The 14805-nt window shown below is 71.5% G+C and carries 19 protein-coding genes; 6 read left to right on the forward strand and 13 right to left on the reverse strand.

Annotation, left to right across the window (positions count from 1 at the left end; translation table 11 throughout):
* Positions 1-86 precede the first annotated feature (86 nt).
* Positions 87-884: an alpha/beta fold hydrolase gene (locus KBX71_RS09575; protein WP_210817623.1), complete on the forward strand. Its 798-nt coding sequence runs from the start codon at positions 87-89 to the stop codon at positions 882-884.
* Positions 885-891: 7 nt separating this feature from the next.
* Here KBX71_RS09575 and KBX71_RS09580 read toward each other — a convergent pair whose 3' ends face one another.
* The 4 genes from KBX71_RS09580 to KBX71_RS09595 form a co-directional block, all read right to left on the reverse strand.
* Positions 892-1851: an asparaginase gene (locus KBX71_RS09580; protein WP_210817624.1), complete on the reverse strand. Its 960-nt coding sequence runs from the start codon at positions 1849-1851 to the stop codon at positions 892-894.
* A 94-nt stretch (positions 1852-1945) separates the two neighbouring features.
* Complete coding sequence (locus KBX71_RS09585) at positions 1946-2773, reverse strand: 3-keto-5-aminohexanoate cleavage protein (RefSeq protein WP_210817625.1); 828 nt, start codon at positions 2771-2773, stop codon at positions 1946-1948.
* Positions 2774-2796: 23 nt separating this feature from the next.
* Complete coding sequence (locus tag KBX71_RS09590) at positions 2797-3909, reverse strand: folate-binding protein YgfZ (RefSeq protein ID WP_210817626.1); 1113 nt, start codon at positions 3907-3909, stop codon at positions 2797-2799.
* Positions 3906-4334: a Fur family transcriptional regulator gene (locus KBX71_RS09595; RefSeq protein WP_210817627.1), complete on the reverse strand. Its 429-nt coding sequence runs from the start codon at positions 4332-4334 to the stop codon at positions 3906-3908. Before KBX71_RS09595 ends, KBX71_RS09590 begins: the two co-directional genes overlap by 4 nt.
* 69 nt (positions 4335-4403) lie before the next feature.
* Here KBX71_RS09595 and KBX71_RS09600 point away from each other — a divergent pair, with 69 nt between their 5' ends.
* A complete protein-coding gene (locus tag KBX71_RS09600; protein WP_210817628.1) occupies positions 4404-5282 on the forward strand; it encodes an aminotransferase class IV in 879 nt (292 codons plus the stop codon).
* 21 nt (positions 5283-5303) lie between these two features.
* Here the strand turns inward: KBX71_RS09600 and KBX71_RS09605 are convergent, their stop codons facing one another.
* On the reverse strand, positions 5304-5891 hold the full coding sequence (locus KBX71_RS09605) for an FABP family protein (RefSeq protein WP_091402847.1): 588 nt from the start codon (positions 5889-5891) through the stop codon (positions 5304-5306).
* A gap of 55 nt (positions 5892-5946) precedes the next feature.
* The gene (gene mtfM, locus KBX71_RS34400; RefSeq protein WP_030327764.1) at positions 5947-6051 is read right to left on the reverse strand and encodes a small membrane protein MtfM; all 105 of its coding nucleotides are present in this window, start codon (positions 6049-6051) and stop codon (positions 5947-5949) included.
* A gap of 12 nt (positions 6052-6063) precedes the next feature.
* Between mtfM and KBX71_RS09610 the strand changes: the two genes are divergently transcribed.
* From KBX71_RS09610 to KBX71_RS09620, 3 genes are all read left to right on the forward strand, one after another.
* Positions 6064-6438, forward strand: a complete 375-nt coding sequence (locus tag KBX71_RS09610; protein ID WP_124820325.1) for a DsrE family protein — start codon at positions 6064-6066, stop codon at positions 6436-6438.
* 79 nt (positions 6439-6517) lie between these two features.
* On the forward strand, positions 6518-6898 hold the full coding sequence (locus KBX71_RS09615) for an SCP2 sterol-binding domain-containing protein (RefSeq protein ID WP_210817629.1): 381 nt from the start codon (positions 6518-6520) through the stop codon (positions 6896-6898).
* A complete protein-coding gene (locus KBX71_RS09620) occupies positions 6895-8949 on the forward strand; it encodes a glycogen debranching N-terminal domain-containing protein (protein WP_210817630.1) in 2055 nt (684 codons plus the stop codon). The genes KBX71_RS09615 and KBX71_RS09620 overlap by 4 nt, the downstream gene beginning before the upstream one ends.
* 19 nt (positions 8950-8968) lie before the next feature.
* Here KBX71_RS09620 and KBX71_RS09625 read toward each other — a convergent pair whose 3' ends face one another.
* A complete protein-coding gene (locus KBX71_RS09625; RefSeq protein WP_210817631.1) occupies positions 8969-9832 on the reverse strand; it encodes a hypothetical protein in 864 nt (287 codons plus the stop codon).
* A 71-nt stretch (positions 9833-9903) separates the two neighbouring features.
* A complete protein-coding gene (locus tag KBX71_RS09630; RefSeq protein WP_247683204.1) occupies positions 9904-10350 on the reverse strand; it encodes a winged helix-turn-helix domain-containing protein in 447 nt (148 codons plus the stop codon).
* Between the two features lie 182 nt (positions 10351-10532).
* Here KBX71_RS09630 and KBX71_RS09635 point away from each other — a divergent pair, with 182 nt between their 5' ends.
* Positions 10533-10985: a nuclear transport factor 2 family protein gene (locus tag KBX71_RS09635; protein WP_210817633.1), complete on the forward strand. Its 453-nt coding sequence runs from the start codon at positions 10533-10535 to the stop codon at positions 10983-10985.
* Positions 10986-11164: 179 nt separating this feature from the next.
* Here the strand turns inward: KBX71_RS09635 and KBX71_RS09640 are convergent, their stop codons facing one another.
* The 5 genes from KBX71_RS09640 to KBX71_RS09655 form a co-directional block, all read right to left on the reverse strand.
* The gene (locus KBX71_RS09640; RefSeq protein ID WP_124820321.1) at positions 11165-11485 is read right to left on the reverse strand and encodes a DUF1416 domain-containing protein; all 321 of its coding nucleotides are present in this window, start codon (positions 11483-11485) and stop codon (positions 11165-11167) included.
* 2 nt (positions 11486-11487) lie between these two features.
* A complete protein-coding gene (locus KBX71_RS09645; RefSeq protein ID WP_210817634.1) occupies positions 11488-12336 on the reverse strand; it encodes a sulfurtransferase in 849 nt (282 codons plus the stop codon).
* A 206-nt stretch (positions 12337-12542) separates the two neighbouring features.
* Positions 12543-12620: an Ms5788A family Cys-rich leader peptide gene (locus KBX71_RS34790; protein ID WP_310503780.1), complete on the reverse strand. Its 78-nt coding sequence runs from the start codon at positions 12618-12620 to the stop codon at positions 12543-12545.
* Positions 12621-12725: 105 nt separating this feature from the next.
* Positions 12726-13514 carry a DUF2993 domain-containing protein gene (locus tag KBX71_RS09650; protein WP_196929303.1) on the reverse strand — a complete coding sequence of 263 codons (789 nt, stop codon included), beginning with the start codon at positions 13512-13514 and terminating at the stop codon, positions 12726-12728.
* A 104-nt stretch (positions 13515-13618) separates the two neighbouring features.
* Positions 13619-14677 (reverse strand): hypothetical protein, encoded by a 1059-nt coding sequence (locus KBX71_RS09655; protein ID WP_210817635.1) that lies wholly within the window; start codon positions 14675-14677, stop codon positions 13619-13621.
* Positions 14678-14805: the final 128 nt, after the last annotated feature.

Below are 14805 nucleotides of genomic sequence, written 5' to 3' on the forward strand. Positions count from 1 at the left end.
GCTCTTGCAAGCAAAACGCTAGCCGTAGTTAGCAAGGTCTCAGCATCCCGTTTGCGCGCCGCTCGGCCGATCCGTACGGTCCGTCCGTGCACAAGATCACAGTCAATGGAGCAAGCATCGCGTACGACGGGGCCGGCACCGGTTCGCCAGTCGTCCTGCTGCACGCCGGCATCGCCGACCGGCGGATGTGGCGGGGGCAGGTGTCCGCGCTCGCGGCCCGGCACCGGGTGATCGTCCCGGACCTGCGCGGCTACGGCGACTCGGAACTCCCCCCGGCAGCGTTCACCCACCACGACGACGTGGCCGGGCTGCTGGACGCGCTCGACCTGCCCCGGGCCGCCCTGGTCGGCTGCTCCTTCGGCGGGGCGGTCGCCATCGACACCGCGCTGGCCCACCCCGACCGGGTGAGCGCGCTCGCGCTGTTCGACACGGCGGTCTCCGGCAACGAGTGGTCCGACGAGGCGAACGACCTCTGGGACGACCTGGTCGGAGAGGTCGACCCGGACGACTTCGTCGCGGGCGCGGCCGGTGAGGTGCGGTTCTGGGTGGTCGGCCCGGGACGCCAGCCGGAGGACGTCGACAGCGAGTTGGTCGCGTTCGCGCAGGAGATGGACCAGCGTGCCCTGGCCGCCGAGCTGGCGCTCGGCGCGGTCGAGGTGGGAGAGCTGACGCCACCGGCGATCGGCCGTCTCGGCGAGCTGAAGATCCCCGTCCTGGTCACCGCCGGTGCCGCGGACGTGCCGGACATCAGTCGCCTCGCCGACCGGATCGCCGCCGAGGTTCCCAACTCGACACGACTGCCAGACGTGCCGGACGCCGCGCACCTGCTGCCGCTGGAGCGTCCGGAGCCGGTTAACGCCGCGCTGCTCGACTTCCTGGGCTAGAGCGCAGTCACCACAGCGGGCGGACCGCCCCGACCGGCACGCCGCCGCCGAAGAGCGGCACCTCCGCGTACTCGGTCAGCACCGGGGCCTCCACGCCGAGCCGGCGCAGCGCGGAGACCAGCACCGGCATCCGGGCCCGGTCGGCGCCGTCGTCGATCTTCAGTGCGACGGCGCCGACGCCCGGCAGCGCCACGGCGATCACGCCCTCGGCGCCGACCTTGGCCAGCAGCCCCGGGACACCCCGCATCAGCCGGGTGTCGTCGGCCTGGGTGCCACCCACGATCTCCGGGTGGGCGCGCATCGCGTCGGCCACCGTGCGCGGCACCGAGCCGGGCTCGGCCTCGACCATTCGGAGGTACGCCCCGGCCAGGCCGGTCAGCGACACCGCGAGCACCGGGGCACCGCAGCCGTCGACACCCACCGCCGCCGCCTGCTCGCCGGTGAACTCCTCGATGGCGGCCCGCAACCGCTGCTGTAGCGGGTGCTCCGGCCGCCAGTAGCCGTCGAGCGGCCAACCGGCCGCCTCGCAGGTCAGCAGCATCCCGCTGTGCTTGCCGGAGCAGTTCATCTGCACCCTGCTCGGGCCGCCACCGGCGCGAAGCACCGCCTCCCGGGCCGCGGCGCCGACCGGCAGGTCGGGCGGGCAGTGCAGCGCCGACGCGTCCAGCCCGGCGCGCTCCAGCAGGGCACCGACCCGGGCCAGATGGAACTCCTCGCCCGCGTGACTCGCCGAGACCAGCGCCACGTCGGCCGGGTCGGTCAGGGTCAGGCCGGCCCGGAGCATCCCGATGGCCTGCATCGGCTTGCTGGCCGAACGAGGGAAGATCGGCGAGGACACGTCGCCGGCGGACGCCACCGCCACACCTGCGGCGTCCAGCACCACCACCGAGCCGCGGTGCGCACCCTCCACGAACCCGGACCGGACCACCTCGGCGAGCGGCGCGCCGCCCTCGTACGTCTTCGTCACGCGCTGGACGGTACCGACGGTCCGGGGGTGCCCGGCGGCGGGGTGACCAGGAGGTCCACCGCCCGGGTGACAGGGGCGCGGGACAGACCCGGCCTTACAGCCCGAGCAGCGAGCGGGCCTCGGTGGTGGTCAGCGGCGGGCGCTGCGCGAGCTGGGCGAAACCCACCGCGCGGGCGACCAACTGCATGTTGGACTCCACCGGGCGGCCCTTCGCGTACGTCACCGTGTCCTCCATGCCGACCCGCAGGTGCCCGCCGGTCGACAGCGAGGCCAACAGCACCGGGATGGTGCTGCGGCCGACCCCGGTGGCCGAGAACGTGGTGCCCTCGGGCAGGTCCCGCAGCATCCGGTGCGCCGCGACGAGCGTGTCGGTGGTGCCCGGCATGCCGCCCGGCACTCCCATCACGAAGTCGACGTGCACGTGCCCGCCGGCCGGCAGCCCGTACCTGCCGAGCAACCGCTGCAACGCGGTCAGGTGGCCGAGGTCGAAGATCTCGTACTCCGGCACGATCCCGCGTTCCTGCATCCGGGTGTGCAGGTCGACGATGAACTCCCAGCGGTTGAGGAACACGTCGTCGCCGAAGTTGACAGTGCCCATCGTGCAGGAGGCCATGTCCGGACGGGCGTCGAGCACGGCGAGCCGGGCGGCCTCCGGGTCGGTCACCGCACCGCCCGAGGAGAGCTGCACGATCAGGTCGGTGCTCTCGCGCAGCGCCGCCACCGTGTCGGCCAGACGCACCGGGTCGAGCGTCGGCCGGGCCTCGTCGTCGCGGATGTGGACGTGGATCACGGCGGCGCCGAGCGCCTCGCACTCCTTGGCGGTGAGCAGCAACTCGTCGAGGGTCACCGGCAGCGCCGGCACCTCCGCCTTGGCCGACTCAGCGCCGGTCGGGGCCACCGTGATCAACGTCCCTGTCGTCATGCCGGCGATCCTAGACGGCCCGCTCAGGACGGGTCGATCGCCGCCGCGGTCTCGCCGATCAGCAACGCGGCATCATCCGGGACGTTCCGCTTCAGCACCGCGAGGGCGACCTGGCCCAACTCGTGGTGCAGCACTGCGGTGCCGACAAAGCCGACCGCCCGGCCGTCGAGGGTCACCGGCGTACCGGCCACCGGCGGCTGGTCGGTGGTCACCCCGTCCAGATGCAGCAGTACGAGGCGACGCGGCGGCCGGCCCATGTTGTGCACCCGCGCCACCGTCTCCTGCCCCCGGTAGCAACCCTTGTCCAGGTGCACCGCCGGGGCGATCAGGTCGACCTCGGCCGGAATGGTCCGGTGGTCGGTGTCCACCCCCACCCGGGGTTGCCGGGCGGCCACCCGGATCGCCTCGTACGCCCACAGCCCCGCGACCGGCACGCCGGCGCCGCGCAGCTCCGCCACCACCTGGTCCATCGCCGACCGGGGCACCAGCAGGTCCACCCCGAGCGGACCACGTCGGGCCCAGCCGCCGATCGGCAGCGGCCGTACGTCGTACCGCGCGCTCGCCCGCAGTGGCACGGCACCGTGCGGGAACTTCGGACCCGGCACCGCGACCACGTCCGGTGCGGCGAGCCCGGTCACGCCGAGCGTGCCGAGCGCCTCCATGGCCGCCGGTCCGACAAGCGACAACAGCGCGCGATCGGCCGTCGCGTCGCGTGGTTCGACCTTGCTGAAGAACCGCATCTTCTCCAGGTAGGTCAACAGGCCCTGGGTGGCGCCGGGCTCGGTGTCCAGCCAGGTGGTCTCACCGTCCTCGGCGACCATGGCGTGCTGCTCGATGTGGCCGTGCGGCGACAGCACCAGCAACTCGGTGCCCTCACCCGCGGAGAGCGTGGTCAGGTGCTGCGAGGTGACAGTGTGCAGCCAGCTGGCCCGTTCCTCCCCGGCCACCGCGATGACCCCTCGGTGCGACCGGTCGACCAGACCGACAGCGGTGTCGAGGGTGCGCTGCTCGCGCAGCGGGTCGCCGTAGTGCGCGGCCACCCCCCGTACGCCGGCCGCGACGTGCGCCGGATCCGGCTGGTCACGGCTGGCCTCGTCGATGCCCTCGACGGCCACCGCACCCGCGATGTCGATCATTTTTCGTCCCCGTTCTCGCAGCGTGCGCAGACGCCGAAGAGTGATACGTGCCCGATGTCCACCCGGAAACCGCGCTGCGCGGCCAACTGGTCGGCGAGAGGGCGGAGCAGCTCCGGATCGATCTCGTCGATCGCGCCACACTCCCGGCAGACCAGGTGGACGTGTTGGTGTTCACCGGCGGCGTGATAGGTCGGTGAACCGTGCGACAGGTGCGTGTGGGTGACCAGACCGAGCCGTTCCAGCAGCTCCAGCGTGCGGTAGATGGTGGTGATGTTGACGCCGGCGGCTACCTCCCGGACCGCGGTGTGCACCTGCTCCGGTGTGGCGTGGCCCAGATCGAGCACCGCCTGGAGGACGAGCTGCCGCTGGGTCGTCAGCCGCAGCCCACGGGCCCGCAGCATTTCCGCGAGGGAGGATTCGGACACGCTCCGATCATAGTTCGGCCACCAGGCTGTTCCCCGCACCGCGATCGATCACCGCTACGCTCGACGGTCATGGTGAGGTCGTCCGTCGGGAAGAACGCGGCCGACCCGACCGCGCGGATCGCCGTCCTGGGACGCGGCCCGGTGCCGCCCGGCGACCCGGTGCTCCGCGGTGACGACCTCGGGGTGCTGCACGGCGACGGCCTCTTCGAGACCATGCACCTGCGGAACGGCCAGCCGTGGCTGCGCGACGAACACCTGGCCCGCCTGGCCACGGCGGCCAGCGCCGTCGAGCTGGCCCTGCCCCCCACCGCCGCACTGATCGACCTGCTGGACGAGGTGCGAACAGGCTGGCCAGCGCCTGTGGAAGGCGCACTTCGGTTGGTCTGCACCCGAGGCCCGGAGGCCGGCGGCCCGCCCACTGTCTACGCCACGCTGGCCGAGGTGCCGGCATCCTCCCGGGCCGCCCGACGGGACGGAATCACTGTGGCCACCCTGCCGCTGGGGCTGCCCGCCACCGCCCGGAACGAGCTGACCTGGCTGCCGGCCGGCATCAAGTCCACGTCGTACGCGGTCAACAGCGCCGCCCGCCGCTGGGCCCGCCGGGCCGGCGTGGACGACGTGCTCTGGATCTCCTCCGACGGGTACGCGCTGGAGGGCCCCACCGCCAATGTGGTGTGGCTCACCGACGACATGCTCTGCACGGTGCCGGCCGCCACCACCGGCATCCTCGCCGGCACCACCGTGGCGTGGCTGCTCGCCCGCGCCGGCGAGCTGGGCCTGAGCGCCGCCGAGCGGATGGTCACCACCGCCGAGCTGCACGCGGCGGACGGCGTGTGGTTCACCTCGTCGCTGCGCGGAGCCGCCGAGGTCCACACCCTGGACGGGGTACGTCGGGCTCGCTGCCCGCGCACCCCCGCCCTACAGGCCCTGCTGGGTTTCCCCGTCTAGACGACCGCCGACCCGTGGAGGTCAGCCGCCGACCCGGACGAGTCGGGCCGAGAGGTGCGGGCTGAGCCCGTGCCCCATGGCGGCCATCTCCTGGGCGTAGAGCAACGCACCCTCGACGATGCCGAAGAGCCGGTGCCCGCCGGTGACCTCCTTGGCGGTCGGAGTCCGGATCACCGCGTCGGTGGCGAACTCGAGCTGTGTGCCGGTGCGCTTGCCCAGGTGCAGCTCCATCACCCCGGTCGGGGTGGTCAGCAGCGCCTCCAGCTCGTCGGTCGCCCGCCCGTCCACCAGCACCGGCCGCCACCAGCCGACCTCGCGACCGGCCGGACGGACCGGCTTGCTCTGCTCGTCGAGGATCCAGGCACGCGACTCGTAGTGCAGGAACGGTCGGCCGTCGTGGCTGATCCGGATCTCCTGCGCGTAGTCGAAGTCCTCGATGGTGGGGAAGCCGCCCTTGCCCCGACCGCGCCACAGACCGATGTACGGCAGCAGGGCATCCAGCGCGGGGTGCAGCTTCGGCCCGACCCGCAGGTCGTGACTCTCCTCGAACGGGTACTCCTCGACCGGCGGCGCGTTCAGCCACGGTGGCTGCAGCGGGTTCTCGCTCACTCTGACACCTTCGTTCGCGACTGCGGGGCTCGCAAACCCGGCTCACTCCTCGCGCTCACCAACGTCCTCTCGAAATGCGTACGGCAAGGTAGACCAGGCCACCGGCGAGCCCGCCCAGGCCAGCGACCAGCAGGCTGACAAACCCGATCTCGGTAACCATCCCGGCCATCCTATGCTGGGCCACATGGCCCGCAATCTCGTCGTCAAGGCCACCGCAGGGGCGGACGCCCCGGAGCGGTGCGCGCAGGCATTCACCGTCGCCGCGACGGCGGTGGCGGCCGGGGTGGACGTCTCGCTCTGGCTGACCGGTGAGTCGACCTGGTTCGCGTTGCCCGGTCGCGCCCAGCAGTTCGACCTGCCGCACTCCGCCCCGCTGGCCGAGTTGTTGCACGTCATCCTGACCAGCGGCCGGGTGACCGCCTGCACGCAGTGCGCGGCCCGCCGGGAGATCGGCCCGGACGACGTACTCCCGGGGGTCCGGATCGCCGGTGCCGCGGTCTTCGTCGAGGAGGCGTTGGCCGAGGGCGCGCAGGCACTCGTCTACTGACCGCAGGGCGGCGGTGGGTCGATACGAGCGGAGTGCCGATACCGACCCGACATCTCGGACGGCTGCCTACGATTCGGATGTGACCGAGGCGGCGGAGAGGTTCTTCGAAGCACTGCCGTCGCGCGCCCCCGACGTCCTGGGCGGCCTGGCCCACGGCACCCTTCAGATCGACCTCGGTGACGACCACCGGACCGAACACTGGCTGGTCCGGATGCGGCCCGGGTTCGTCCAGGTCAGCCGGGGGCGTGGCCCGGCCGACGCCATCTGGTACAGCAGCGCCGCCCTCTTCGACCGACTGATCGCCGGCGAGGCCCAGGGGGTCGCGGCGGTGCTGCGCAACGAGAGCACGTTCAGCGGAAACGTGGTGCTCTTCCTCGCCTTCCGCCGGTTCTTTCCGGACCCGCCCGGCACCCGCGACCCCCGTGAAACGGCCCGCCGAGCAGCCGGGCGACTCGGGTGAAGGACCTCGTCAGCATTCTGGACGGCAACACCTTCCTGGTCAGCGACCGGCGTGGGGACATCGAGCCGTCCTACGACTTCCCCACCGGGCTGTTCTCCTTCGACACCCGCTTCCTGTCCACGTGGGTACTCACCCTGGACGATCAACGGCTGCACGCCCTCTCCGTCGACGACGCCGAGTCGTACCGCACCAAGTTCTTCCTTGCCCCCGGGGAACCCACGCACTATCTGGACGCCAAGGTGTCGGTGATCCGCAGCCGGGCGATAGTGGGCAGCTTCGAGGAGGAGCTGACCGTGCTGAACCACCTCGGCGCGGAGGTCGAGTGCACCGTCCGGATCGAGATCGGGGCCGACTTCGCCGACCTGTTCGAGATCAAGAATTCTCGGCAGAAGCGGGGCCGGACCACAGTCACGGTCGCCGAGAACGAGTTGCGGCTGACCTACCGGCGGGAGGCTTTCCACCGGGAGACGGTGGTCAGCACCACCGCACCGGCACAGGTCGACGACACCGGGATGACCTTCCGGATCCGGATAGGCCGCAACGGCAGGTGGACCACCCGGCTGCACGTGTCCAGCGTCGTCTACGGCGCCCGTGGCGAGGACATCCGGGCCACCCTCCCGTACGGCGGCAGCCGCAGCGCGGACGCCATCCGAGCCGAGCAGCAGGAGCTGATCGACCGGGCGCCGAAGCTCGGCTGTGACTGCGAGCCGCTGGCCGGGGCGTACCGGCAGAGCCTCAACGACCTGGCCGCACTGCGCTACGAGTCGATCGCCCTGGGCGTGCGGCTGATCGCCGCGGGGCTGCCCTGGTTCATGACCCTGTTCGGCCGGGACAGCATCATCACCTCCTTGCAGGTGCTGCCGTTCCTGCCGGAGCTGGTCCCGCCGACCATCCTGATGCTGGCCGGCCTACAGGGGCAGCGGGTGGACGACTTCCGGGACGAGGAACCCGGCAAGATCCTGCACGAGCTGCGGTACGGCGAGACCGCCGGCTTCGAGGAGCAGCCACACTCGCCGTACTACGGGTCGGCCGACTCGACGCCCCTGTTCATCATCCTGATCGACGAGTACGAGCGGTGGACCGGTGACAGCGCGCTCGTCCGCAAGCTGGAGCCGCAGGTCCGCGCGGCGTTGCAGTGGATCGACACCTACGGTGACCTGCTCGGCACCGGCTACCTCTGGTACCAGACCCGCAACCCGGAGAGCGGTCTGCAGAACCAGTGCTGGAAGGACTCCTGGGACGCCATCTCGTACGCCGACGGCCAGCTGCCCGGCTTCCCCCGGGCCACCTGCGAGCTGCAGGGCTACGCGTACGACGCGAAGATCCGGGCGGCCCGGCTGGCCCGGAAGTTCTGGAACGACCCGGAGTTCGCCGACGAGCTGGAGCGGCAGGCCGCCGATCTCAAACGGCGGTTCGACAGCGACTTCTGGATCCCCGACCGCGAGCACTACGCCCTCGCGTTGGACGCCGACGGCCGGCAGGTGGACGCGCTGACCTCGAACATCGGGCACCTGCTGTGGAGCGGCATCGTGGACGAGTCGCGCGCCGGCAAGGTGGTCGAGCACCTGCTCGGGCCACGACTGTTCTCCGGCTGGGGGGTGCGGACGCTCGCCTCGGACGAGGGACGGTACAACCCGATCGGCTACCACGTGGGCACGGTCTGGCCGTTCGACAACTCGATCATCGCCTGGGGCCTGTGGCGGTACGGCTTCCGGGAGGAGGCCGGATTGCTCTGCGACACCATGCTGGCGGCGTCCCGGTACTTCGAGGGGCGGCTGCCGGAGGCGTTCGCCGGCTACGCCCGGGACCTCACCGACTACCCGGTGGAGTACCCGACCGCGTGCAGCCCGCAGGCCTGGTCGACAGGCACCCCACTGCTGCTGCTGCGGGTGATGTTGGGGTTGGAGCCGCAGGGCGAGCACCTGATCATCGACCCGGCGGTGCCACCGGGGATGGGCCGGGTCGAGCTGCTGGACATCCCCGGCCGGTGGGGCATGGTCGACGCGTTGGGCCGCAGCCGTGGCCCGGAGGATCAGCCGGGCAACGGGTGACCCGAGCGGGCGGCCCGGCTCAGCCCGGGCAGCCGACGGTGGCGGCCACTCGGGTGGCGTCCTCGCCGATCTCGGCCAGCACCGTGACGGCACCGCTGCGGTACGCGTACACCGGGGGTTGGTCCAGCAGTGGGGTGTTGCCGGCCAGCGTGGCGAGCGCGGCCGTCGAGGCCGCCGGACCGGGCCCGTCCGCGGACCGGGCGGTACGGGCGAGCCCGCCGCCCGGGCAGGGAGCGGTGACCAGCTCCGGAGCGGCATCACCCGGCCGGTCGAGTGCGGTCAGCGCGGCGGTCAGCGCGGCGGTTTCCGGGCCGGCAGCGGTGGCCGGGGCCGGCGTGTAGCCGGCGCCGACCGGCCGGCAACCGGTGTCCACGAGCAGTCGCACCCGGCCGTCGACTGTCGGCCGACCCTCGACGGCCACGAACTCTCCGGCGTCGGCGCGCAGTTCGGGGCCGTCCACCCCGGGCCCGACCCCGGCCCGCCAGCTCGCCGGCAGCCGCTCGGCGATGCCGGCCAGCACGGCCCGCTCGTCACCGGTGGCCGCGAGCACACCGACCTCGCGGCGCAGCCGCGCCCCGTCGGCGAACGGGGTGACCCGACAACCGGACGCAACCCGCGCCGGGCCCAACTCCAACAGACCGGCAACACCAGCCGCGCGAGCCAACTCGCCGACCGCCCGATCGACCACCGGGCCGGCCTGATCGAGGGAACGCTGTTCGCGCACGGTCGGCGGGTCGTCCCGCACCGAAATCCAGGTGAGCCCGCCCAGCAACACGGCCCAGGCCACGGTCACGGCCAGCAGCCAACGTCGCCGCGACCGGGTCGGTGTCGGCGCGGCAGGGCCGGCCGAAGAGGCCCAACCCGTCTGGACAACACCGCTCACCCGGCCATGGTGTCACGCTCACGCCGCCGGGGCGGCGGCGGAGGCGGTCGGCAGGGCGGGGCGACGGCGGGTCAGCGGCCGTTCAGCCGGGGCGCCGGGTCGAGTCGATAGCCGACACCTCGCACGGTGTGCACCTGCGGCCCGCCCGGTAAGCCCCGCAACCTGCGGCGAAGCCGTCTGACCGTGGACTGCAACGCCGCGGTGTCGACGCCACCCAGCACTGACGCGCAGAGCTGTTCGTAGCTCCACACCACCAGCGGCGGGCCGATGAGCAGGGCGAGCAACTCCCGCTCGGTGGGGGCCAGCGGGAGCGGTTCACCGCGCCAGGTGACCCGGTGGCCGGCCCGGTCGACGACCAGCTCACCCCACTCGACCAGACCCTGCGCCTCGGTGACCGGCCAGACGGCCGGCGTCGGGGCACCCGACGACGGGAACAACATTGCCCGCAACTGGACCAGGTCTGCGCAACTCACCACCTGGCAGACCCCGGCAAGCTGTTGCCGCACCTCATCGAGCATCAAGGCATCCGCGCTGACGCAAAGGATGATCGGAACCTCTTGACCGGACACGCCGCTGTCCGCACCAACCGTGATCGCCACCCCTAGATAATGACGCATGCCGATGGGTCTGATTGGACCGGCGTAACGTGACGACCGATTTCCGCCAGCACATGCGGGCCTCGTCGGCCAGTGTGTAAGGCATGATCACGCCTACGACAACGACCGAACTTTCCGTACTGCAGGGCATGTACGCGGCCGAGACCGAGTACCTAGCCGCGGGCGGGCCAGGGACCGCAGACTTCGCACCGCTCGAACCGTTCTTCTCGCCGGACGTCGTACTGCACCAGGCAGCGGGTCTGCCCTATGGGGGAATCTGGCGGGGGCACGAAGGTATGGAAAGGTTCTTTCTGGCCATGAGCCAGATGTGGGACAGCTTCGAGATGGTCGAGCAGCACTTCCTTGCCACCACCAGTCCACTTGTCGTGCTGACCCGCGTACACGCACGTGCCCGAACCACTGGACGCGAACTTGACTTTTCGATCTTGCAGACGATCACCGTAGAGCACGGGCGGATCACCGAGGTTCACCCGTTCTATTGGGACACCGCCGCGATCGCCAACGCCTGCACACCACGCGTTTCGGATGGTCGTTGACACGCCCAGTCAGGGGCTGAGCCGTTCCATCCAACCTCGGGTGACGCTGAGTAGTTCATCTCGCATTGCGACATGGCGGCACCCCGATCCCGTTGCCATGCAACGGAAGACGCAGCACAGACGACCGGGGCCGGTCACCCCGGAAAGGGTGACCGGCCCCGGTCGATCAGAGCGGTAGGTCAGGCGACGGTGACGGCGACCTCGTTGACACCTCGGCCGGCAGTGACAGCGGTGTCGCCGTTGCCGTGCCGGGACAACGCCCGCAGCGTCCACGAGCCCGGCGCGGCGAAGAACCGGAACTGCCCGGCGGCCGACGTGACCACCTCGGCGGTGAACTCACCTGTCGAGTCGAGCAACCGGACGTACGCGCCCGGCACCGGCTCGGCCTCGGCGGAGCGGACGATGCCGGTGATGACGGTTTCCTTCTCCAGATCCAGGCTGGCCGGCAACGGCGCGGCCTGGTCCGGTGCAGCGCAACTCGCGGCGGTGGGAAGAGTCATGATCATGCCTCCCCGGGTTCGTCGCCGAGCGCGACCGGCACACCGATCAGCGAGCCGTACTCGGTCCAGGAGCCGTCGTAGTTCTTGACGTTGCGGTGACCCAGCAGCTCCTGGAGCACGAACCAGGTGTGCGACGAACGCTCACCGATCCGGCAGTAGGCGATGGTCTCCTTGCCGTCGTCGAGCCCCGCATCGCCGTAGATCTTGCGCAGGTCGTCGTCGGACCGGAAGGTGCCGTCCTCGTTGGCCGCCTTGGACCACGGCACGCTGATCGCGGTGGGGATGTGGCCGGCCCGCTGCGCCTGCTCCTGCGGCAGGTGGGCGGGGGCGAGCAGGCGACCGGCGAACTCGTCCGGGCTGCGCACGTCGACCAGGTTCTTGGTGCCGATCGCGGCGACGACCTCGTCGCGGAAGGCCCGGATGGAGGTGTCCGGCTCCTGCGCGACGTACTGGGTCGCCGGGCGGGACACCGCGTCGGTGACGAGCGGGCGGGCGTCCAGCTCCCACTTCTTGCGGCCGCCGTCGAGCAGCTTCACGTCGCGGTGGCCGTAGAGCGTGAAGTACCAGTAGGCGTACGCGGCGAACCAGTTGTTGTTGCCGCCGTACAGGATGACGGTGTCGTCGTTGCTGATGCCCCGCTCGGAGAGCAGCGCCTCGAACTGCGTCTTGTTGACGAAGTCCCGGCGGACCGGGTCCTGGAGGTCGGTCTTCCAGTCAATCTTGATGGCGCCGGCGATGTGGCCGGTGTCGTAGACCGAGGTGTCCTCGTCGACCTCGACGAAGACGACGCCCGGGGCGTCGAGGTTCTTCTCGGCCCACTCGGCCGAAACGAGTGCGGTGTCGCGACTCATCGAATCACTCCCTGGTGAGGATGGATGGTGAGCCAACGCGCGCGAATCGATGGATGTATCTGTCGCACCACGCGCGGGACCCAGCGGAAGGACGGGATCACGGGTTCGTGCGACGGCGCCGCTGCCGGGCGTTCGGTGGGATAACCGGAGGGTGCGAGAACCCTGTGCCGGTGGCCGCCGTCAGGCGGCCGGAGACAGCCCCGCCGTCAGATGACGGGGCGACACAGGCAGGTGGCCACGCGGCACAGGTCGACCGCGCGCCGTTTGGTGAGGTGGGTCCCCATGGCCAGGGAGCTTACCAGCCAGTGACCGTGCTGCCACTGGGCCGACCACCATCCGGGAATCCACGGGGACGCCGAGGATTTCGGCGTCCCACCGCGCCTCCGGCGTCAGCCAGCGGAGTTGATCGGCACGTTCTTCGCGTCGGCGGTGACCGCAAGCCCTTCCGGCAGTGGACGGACCTCCCGGACCGCGAGCTGGAACGGCAACTCCGGGAGGGGAACGTCGATGGAGATGCTCTTGGCGTAGTTGCTCAGGAAGGCACGGGCCAGCGGCAGGTTCGGCAGACCCGCGGCGTCCAGGTCGTTGAATCGCAGGGCGACCGCGCCGTTGTCGGCGACCGTGACGTCGGCGGTTCCGCTGATGGTGAGCTTCTGACCGAGGATGTCGGCCGGGGCCGTGACGGTGAGCTTGCCGTTCTGCTCGCCGAGGGCCAGCCCCGGGCGGTTCAGCAGCGCGGCCAGACTCTCGTAGCTGATCGTGCCGGCACCGTTGACGGTGTCCGCCACGACGTCACCCTGGCCGGTGCGCAGGGTGTCCAGCGAGGCCCGGACGTTGCGGGCGGTCACGTCCAGCACCGGCAGCCGGACGGCGTCGCCCTCGACCGAGGCCTGCACGTCCCGCAGGTTGATGGTGATCCGCTGGTAACGGCCATCCAGCACCTGGGTGAGGAACGGAGTTCCGCCCACCTCCACGTCGGGCGCGGCGGACTGCGCGCCCTGCTTGGCGATCTCCTGACGCACGCGGTCGCCGATCATCCGCTCGGCGACCCCGACAGCCACCCGGTCGGCGACCACCAACAGCCCCGCCAGCAGCAGGAGCAGAACGAACAGCCCGATGAGCAGCTTGCGGCCACGCCGTCGGGGTCGCGCCTCGTCCACCGGATAGTCCCGCGCCACGCCGCCTCCTGTCTCCGCCCGCCGCGCCGCGACGGGTCGTTCGTACCGACGCCGCAGGGCGGCGCACCCGTAGGTACCCGACCGGCTCCGCGCTCAACCGTGACTCAGAGGAAGAGCATGCACATGGCGTACGCGGCGGGCGCCGCCAGGGCGAAGCCGCCGAGCGGACCCTGCATGTGCCGGGCCACCCACATCGTGGGCGGTTCACCGGCCATCAACCGGCCCGCCTCCGCGTACCCCACTGCGAGGTCGGAGAGGACGGCGGTGACCGCCGCGACCAGGCCGATCACGGCGGCCCGGGTCGGCGTGAAGGGAGCCACCAGGTAGCTGCCGAGGAGGGCGCTGGTCAACGTGCCGACCATCGCGCCGGCCACCACGCCGGCGGCGCCCCGGGGCACCTGTGGGGCCAGCCGGGGCCAGGGCAGCACGGCGTCGGTGAGCCGGGCGACGGTGAGCGCGACACCGCTCGCGGTGAGACAGACGGTGATCGCCTGGGTGCCGGCCGGAATCCGGCTGAGCACGATCAGGGTGCCGAAGGCCACCACCCCGACGACGATGAGCAGCGTGGCGCCGAGCGAGTCGGTGACCCGAACCCGGTCGACCCGGCGAACCAACTGGCCGAGCACCGCGGCGAGGAACCCGCCTGCGGCCAGGTAGCCCAGCGGCGCCAGGCCGGCGACGTCGGTCTGCACCGCCGCGACGTCGGCCAGGGCCGCGACCGCGGCGCTGATCCCGGCGACCACCAGCAACGCGGGCGGACGCATGGCCATCGTCCAGGCGAGGACGAACAGCAGTTGGACGCCGAAGATGATGAAGGCGAACGGCAGCCGGTGACCGGGGCCCGAGGTCTGCGCGCCGAGCACCAGGCCCACGCCGAGCAGCGCGGCGAAACCGGCGATGGTCAGCGCCAGCTGGCGGTGCACAGCGACCGGGGGTATGACCTCCTCTTCCGGCTCGTCGATCTCGTCTTCGGATCGGCGGGCCGGCTCGCCGGCGCGACGGGCACGGCGAGGCCCACCCCGTTCGCGGCGATCGCCATCGGTGGTGGCCGGACCGGTACGCGGCGCGGGCGGTTGGCCGCGCGTCGCTGCGGCGGCCGGGCCCGGTTGGGGCCCGGCGGGCCACGATTCGCGGCCGGCCTCGGGCGAGGTGGAGGGAAACACGACCCGATCGTGCCAGACCGACGGCCCGACGCGGTGGTCAAGGGTTTCGGCGACGTTAAAATCCGGGCCACGATCAGGGGCAAGATAGACAAACGGGAAACGGCCTGACGGCGCGGCCGAGGCGATCG

Origin of the sequence: Micromonospora sp. D93 (assembly GCF_018070365.1) — a bacterium.
GTDB lineage: Bacteria > Actinomycetota > Actinomycetes > Mycobacteriales > Micromonosporaceae > Micromonospora > Micromonospora ureilytica.

Coding starts and splice junctions, on each gene's coding strand:
- KBX71_RS09585 (WP_210817625.1), bottom strand. CDS start 2,773: ATGACGACAGGGACGTTGATCACGGTGGCCCCGACCGGCGCTGAGTCG.
- KBX71_RS09590 (WP_210817626.1), bottom strand. CDS start 3,909: ATGATCGACATCGCGGGTGCGGTGGCCGTCGAGGGCATCGACGAGGCC.
- KBX71_RS09600 (WP_210817628.1), top strand. CDS start 4,404: ATGGTGAGGTCGTCCGTCGGGAAGAACGCGGCCGACCCGACCGCGCGG.
- mtfM (WP_030327764.1), bottom strand. CDS start 6,051: ATGGTTACCGAGATCGGGTTTGTCAGCCTGCTGGTCGCTGGCCTGGGC.
- KBX71_RS09610 (WP_124820325.1), top strand. CDS start 6,064: ATGCTGGGCCACATGGCCCGCAATCTCGTCGTCAAGGCCACCGCAGGG.
- KBX71_RS09630 (WP_247683204.1), bottom strand. CDS start 10,350: ATGCTCGATGAGGTGCGGCAACAGCTTGCCGGGGTCTGCCAGGTGGTG.
- KBX71_RS09635 (WP_210817633.1), top strand. CDS start 10,533: ATGATCACGCCTACGACAACGACCGAACTTTCCGTACTGCAGGGCATG.
- KBX71_RS09640 (WP_124820321.1), bottom strand. CDS start 11,485: ATGACTCTTCCCACCGCCGCGAGTTGCGCTGCACCGGACCAGGCCGCG.
- KBX71_RS09645 (WP_210817634.1), bottom strand. CDS start 12,336: ATGAGTCGCGACACCGCACTCGTTTCGGCCGAGTGGGCCGAGAAGAAC.
- KBX71_RS34790 (WP_310503780.1), bottom strand. CDS start 12,620: ATGGGGACCCACCTCACCAAACGGCGCGCGGTCGACCTGTGCCGCGTG.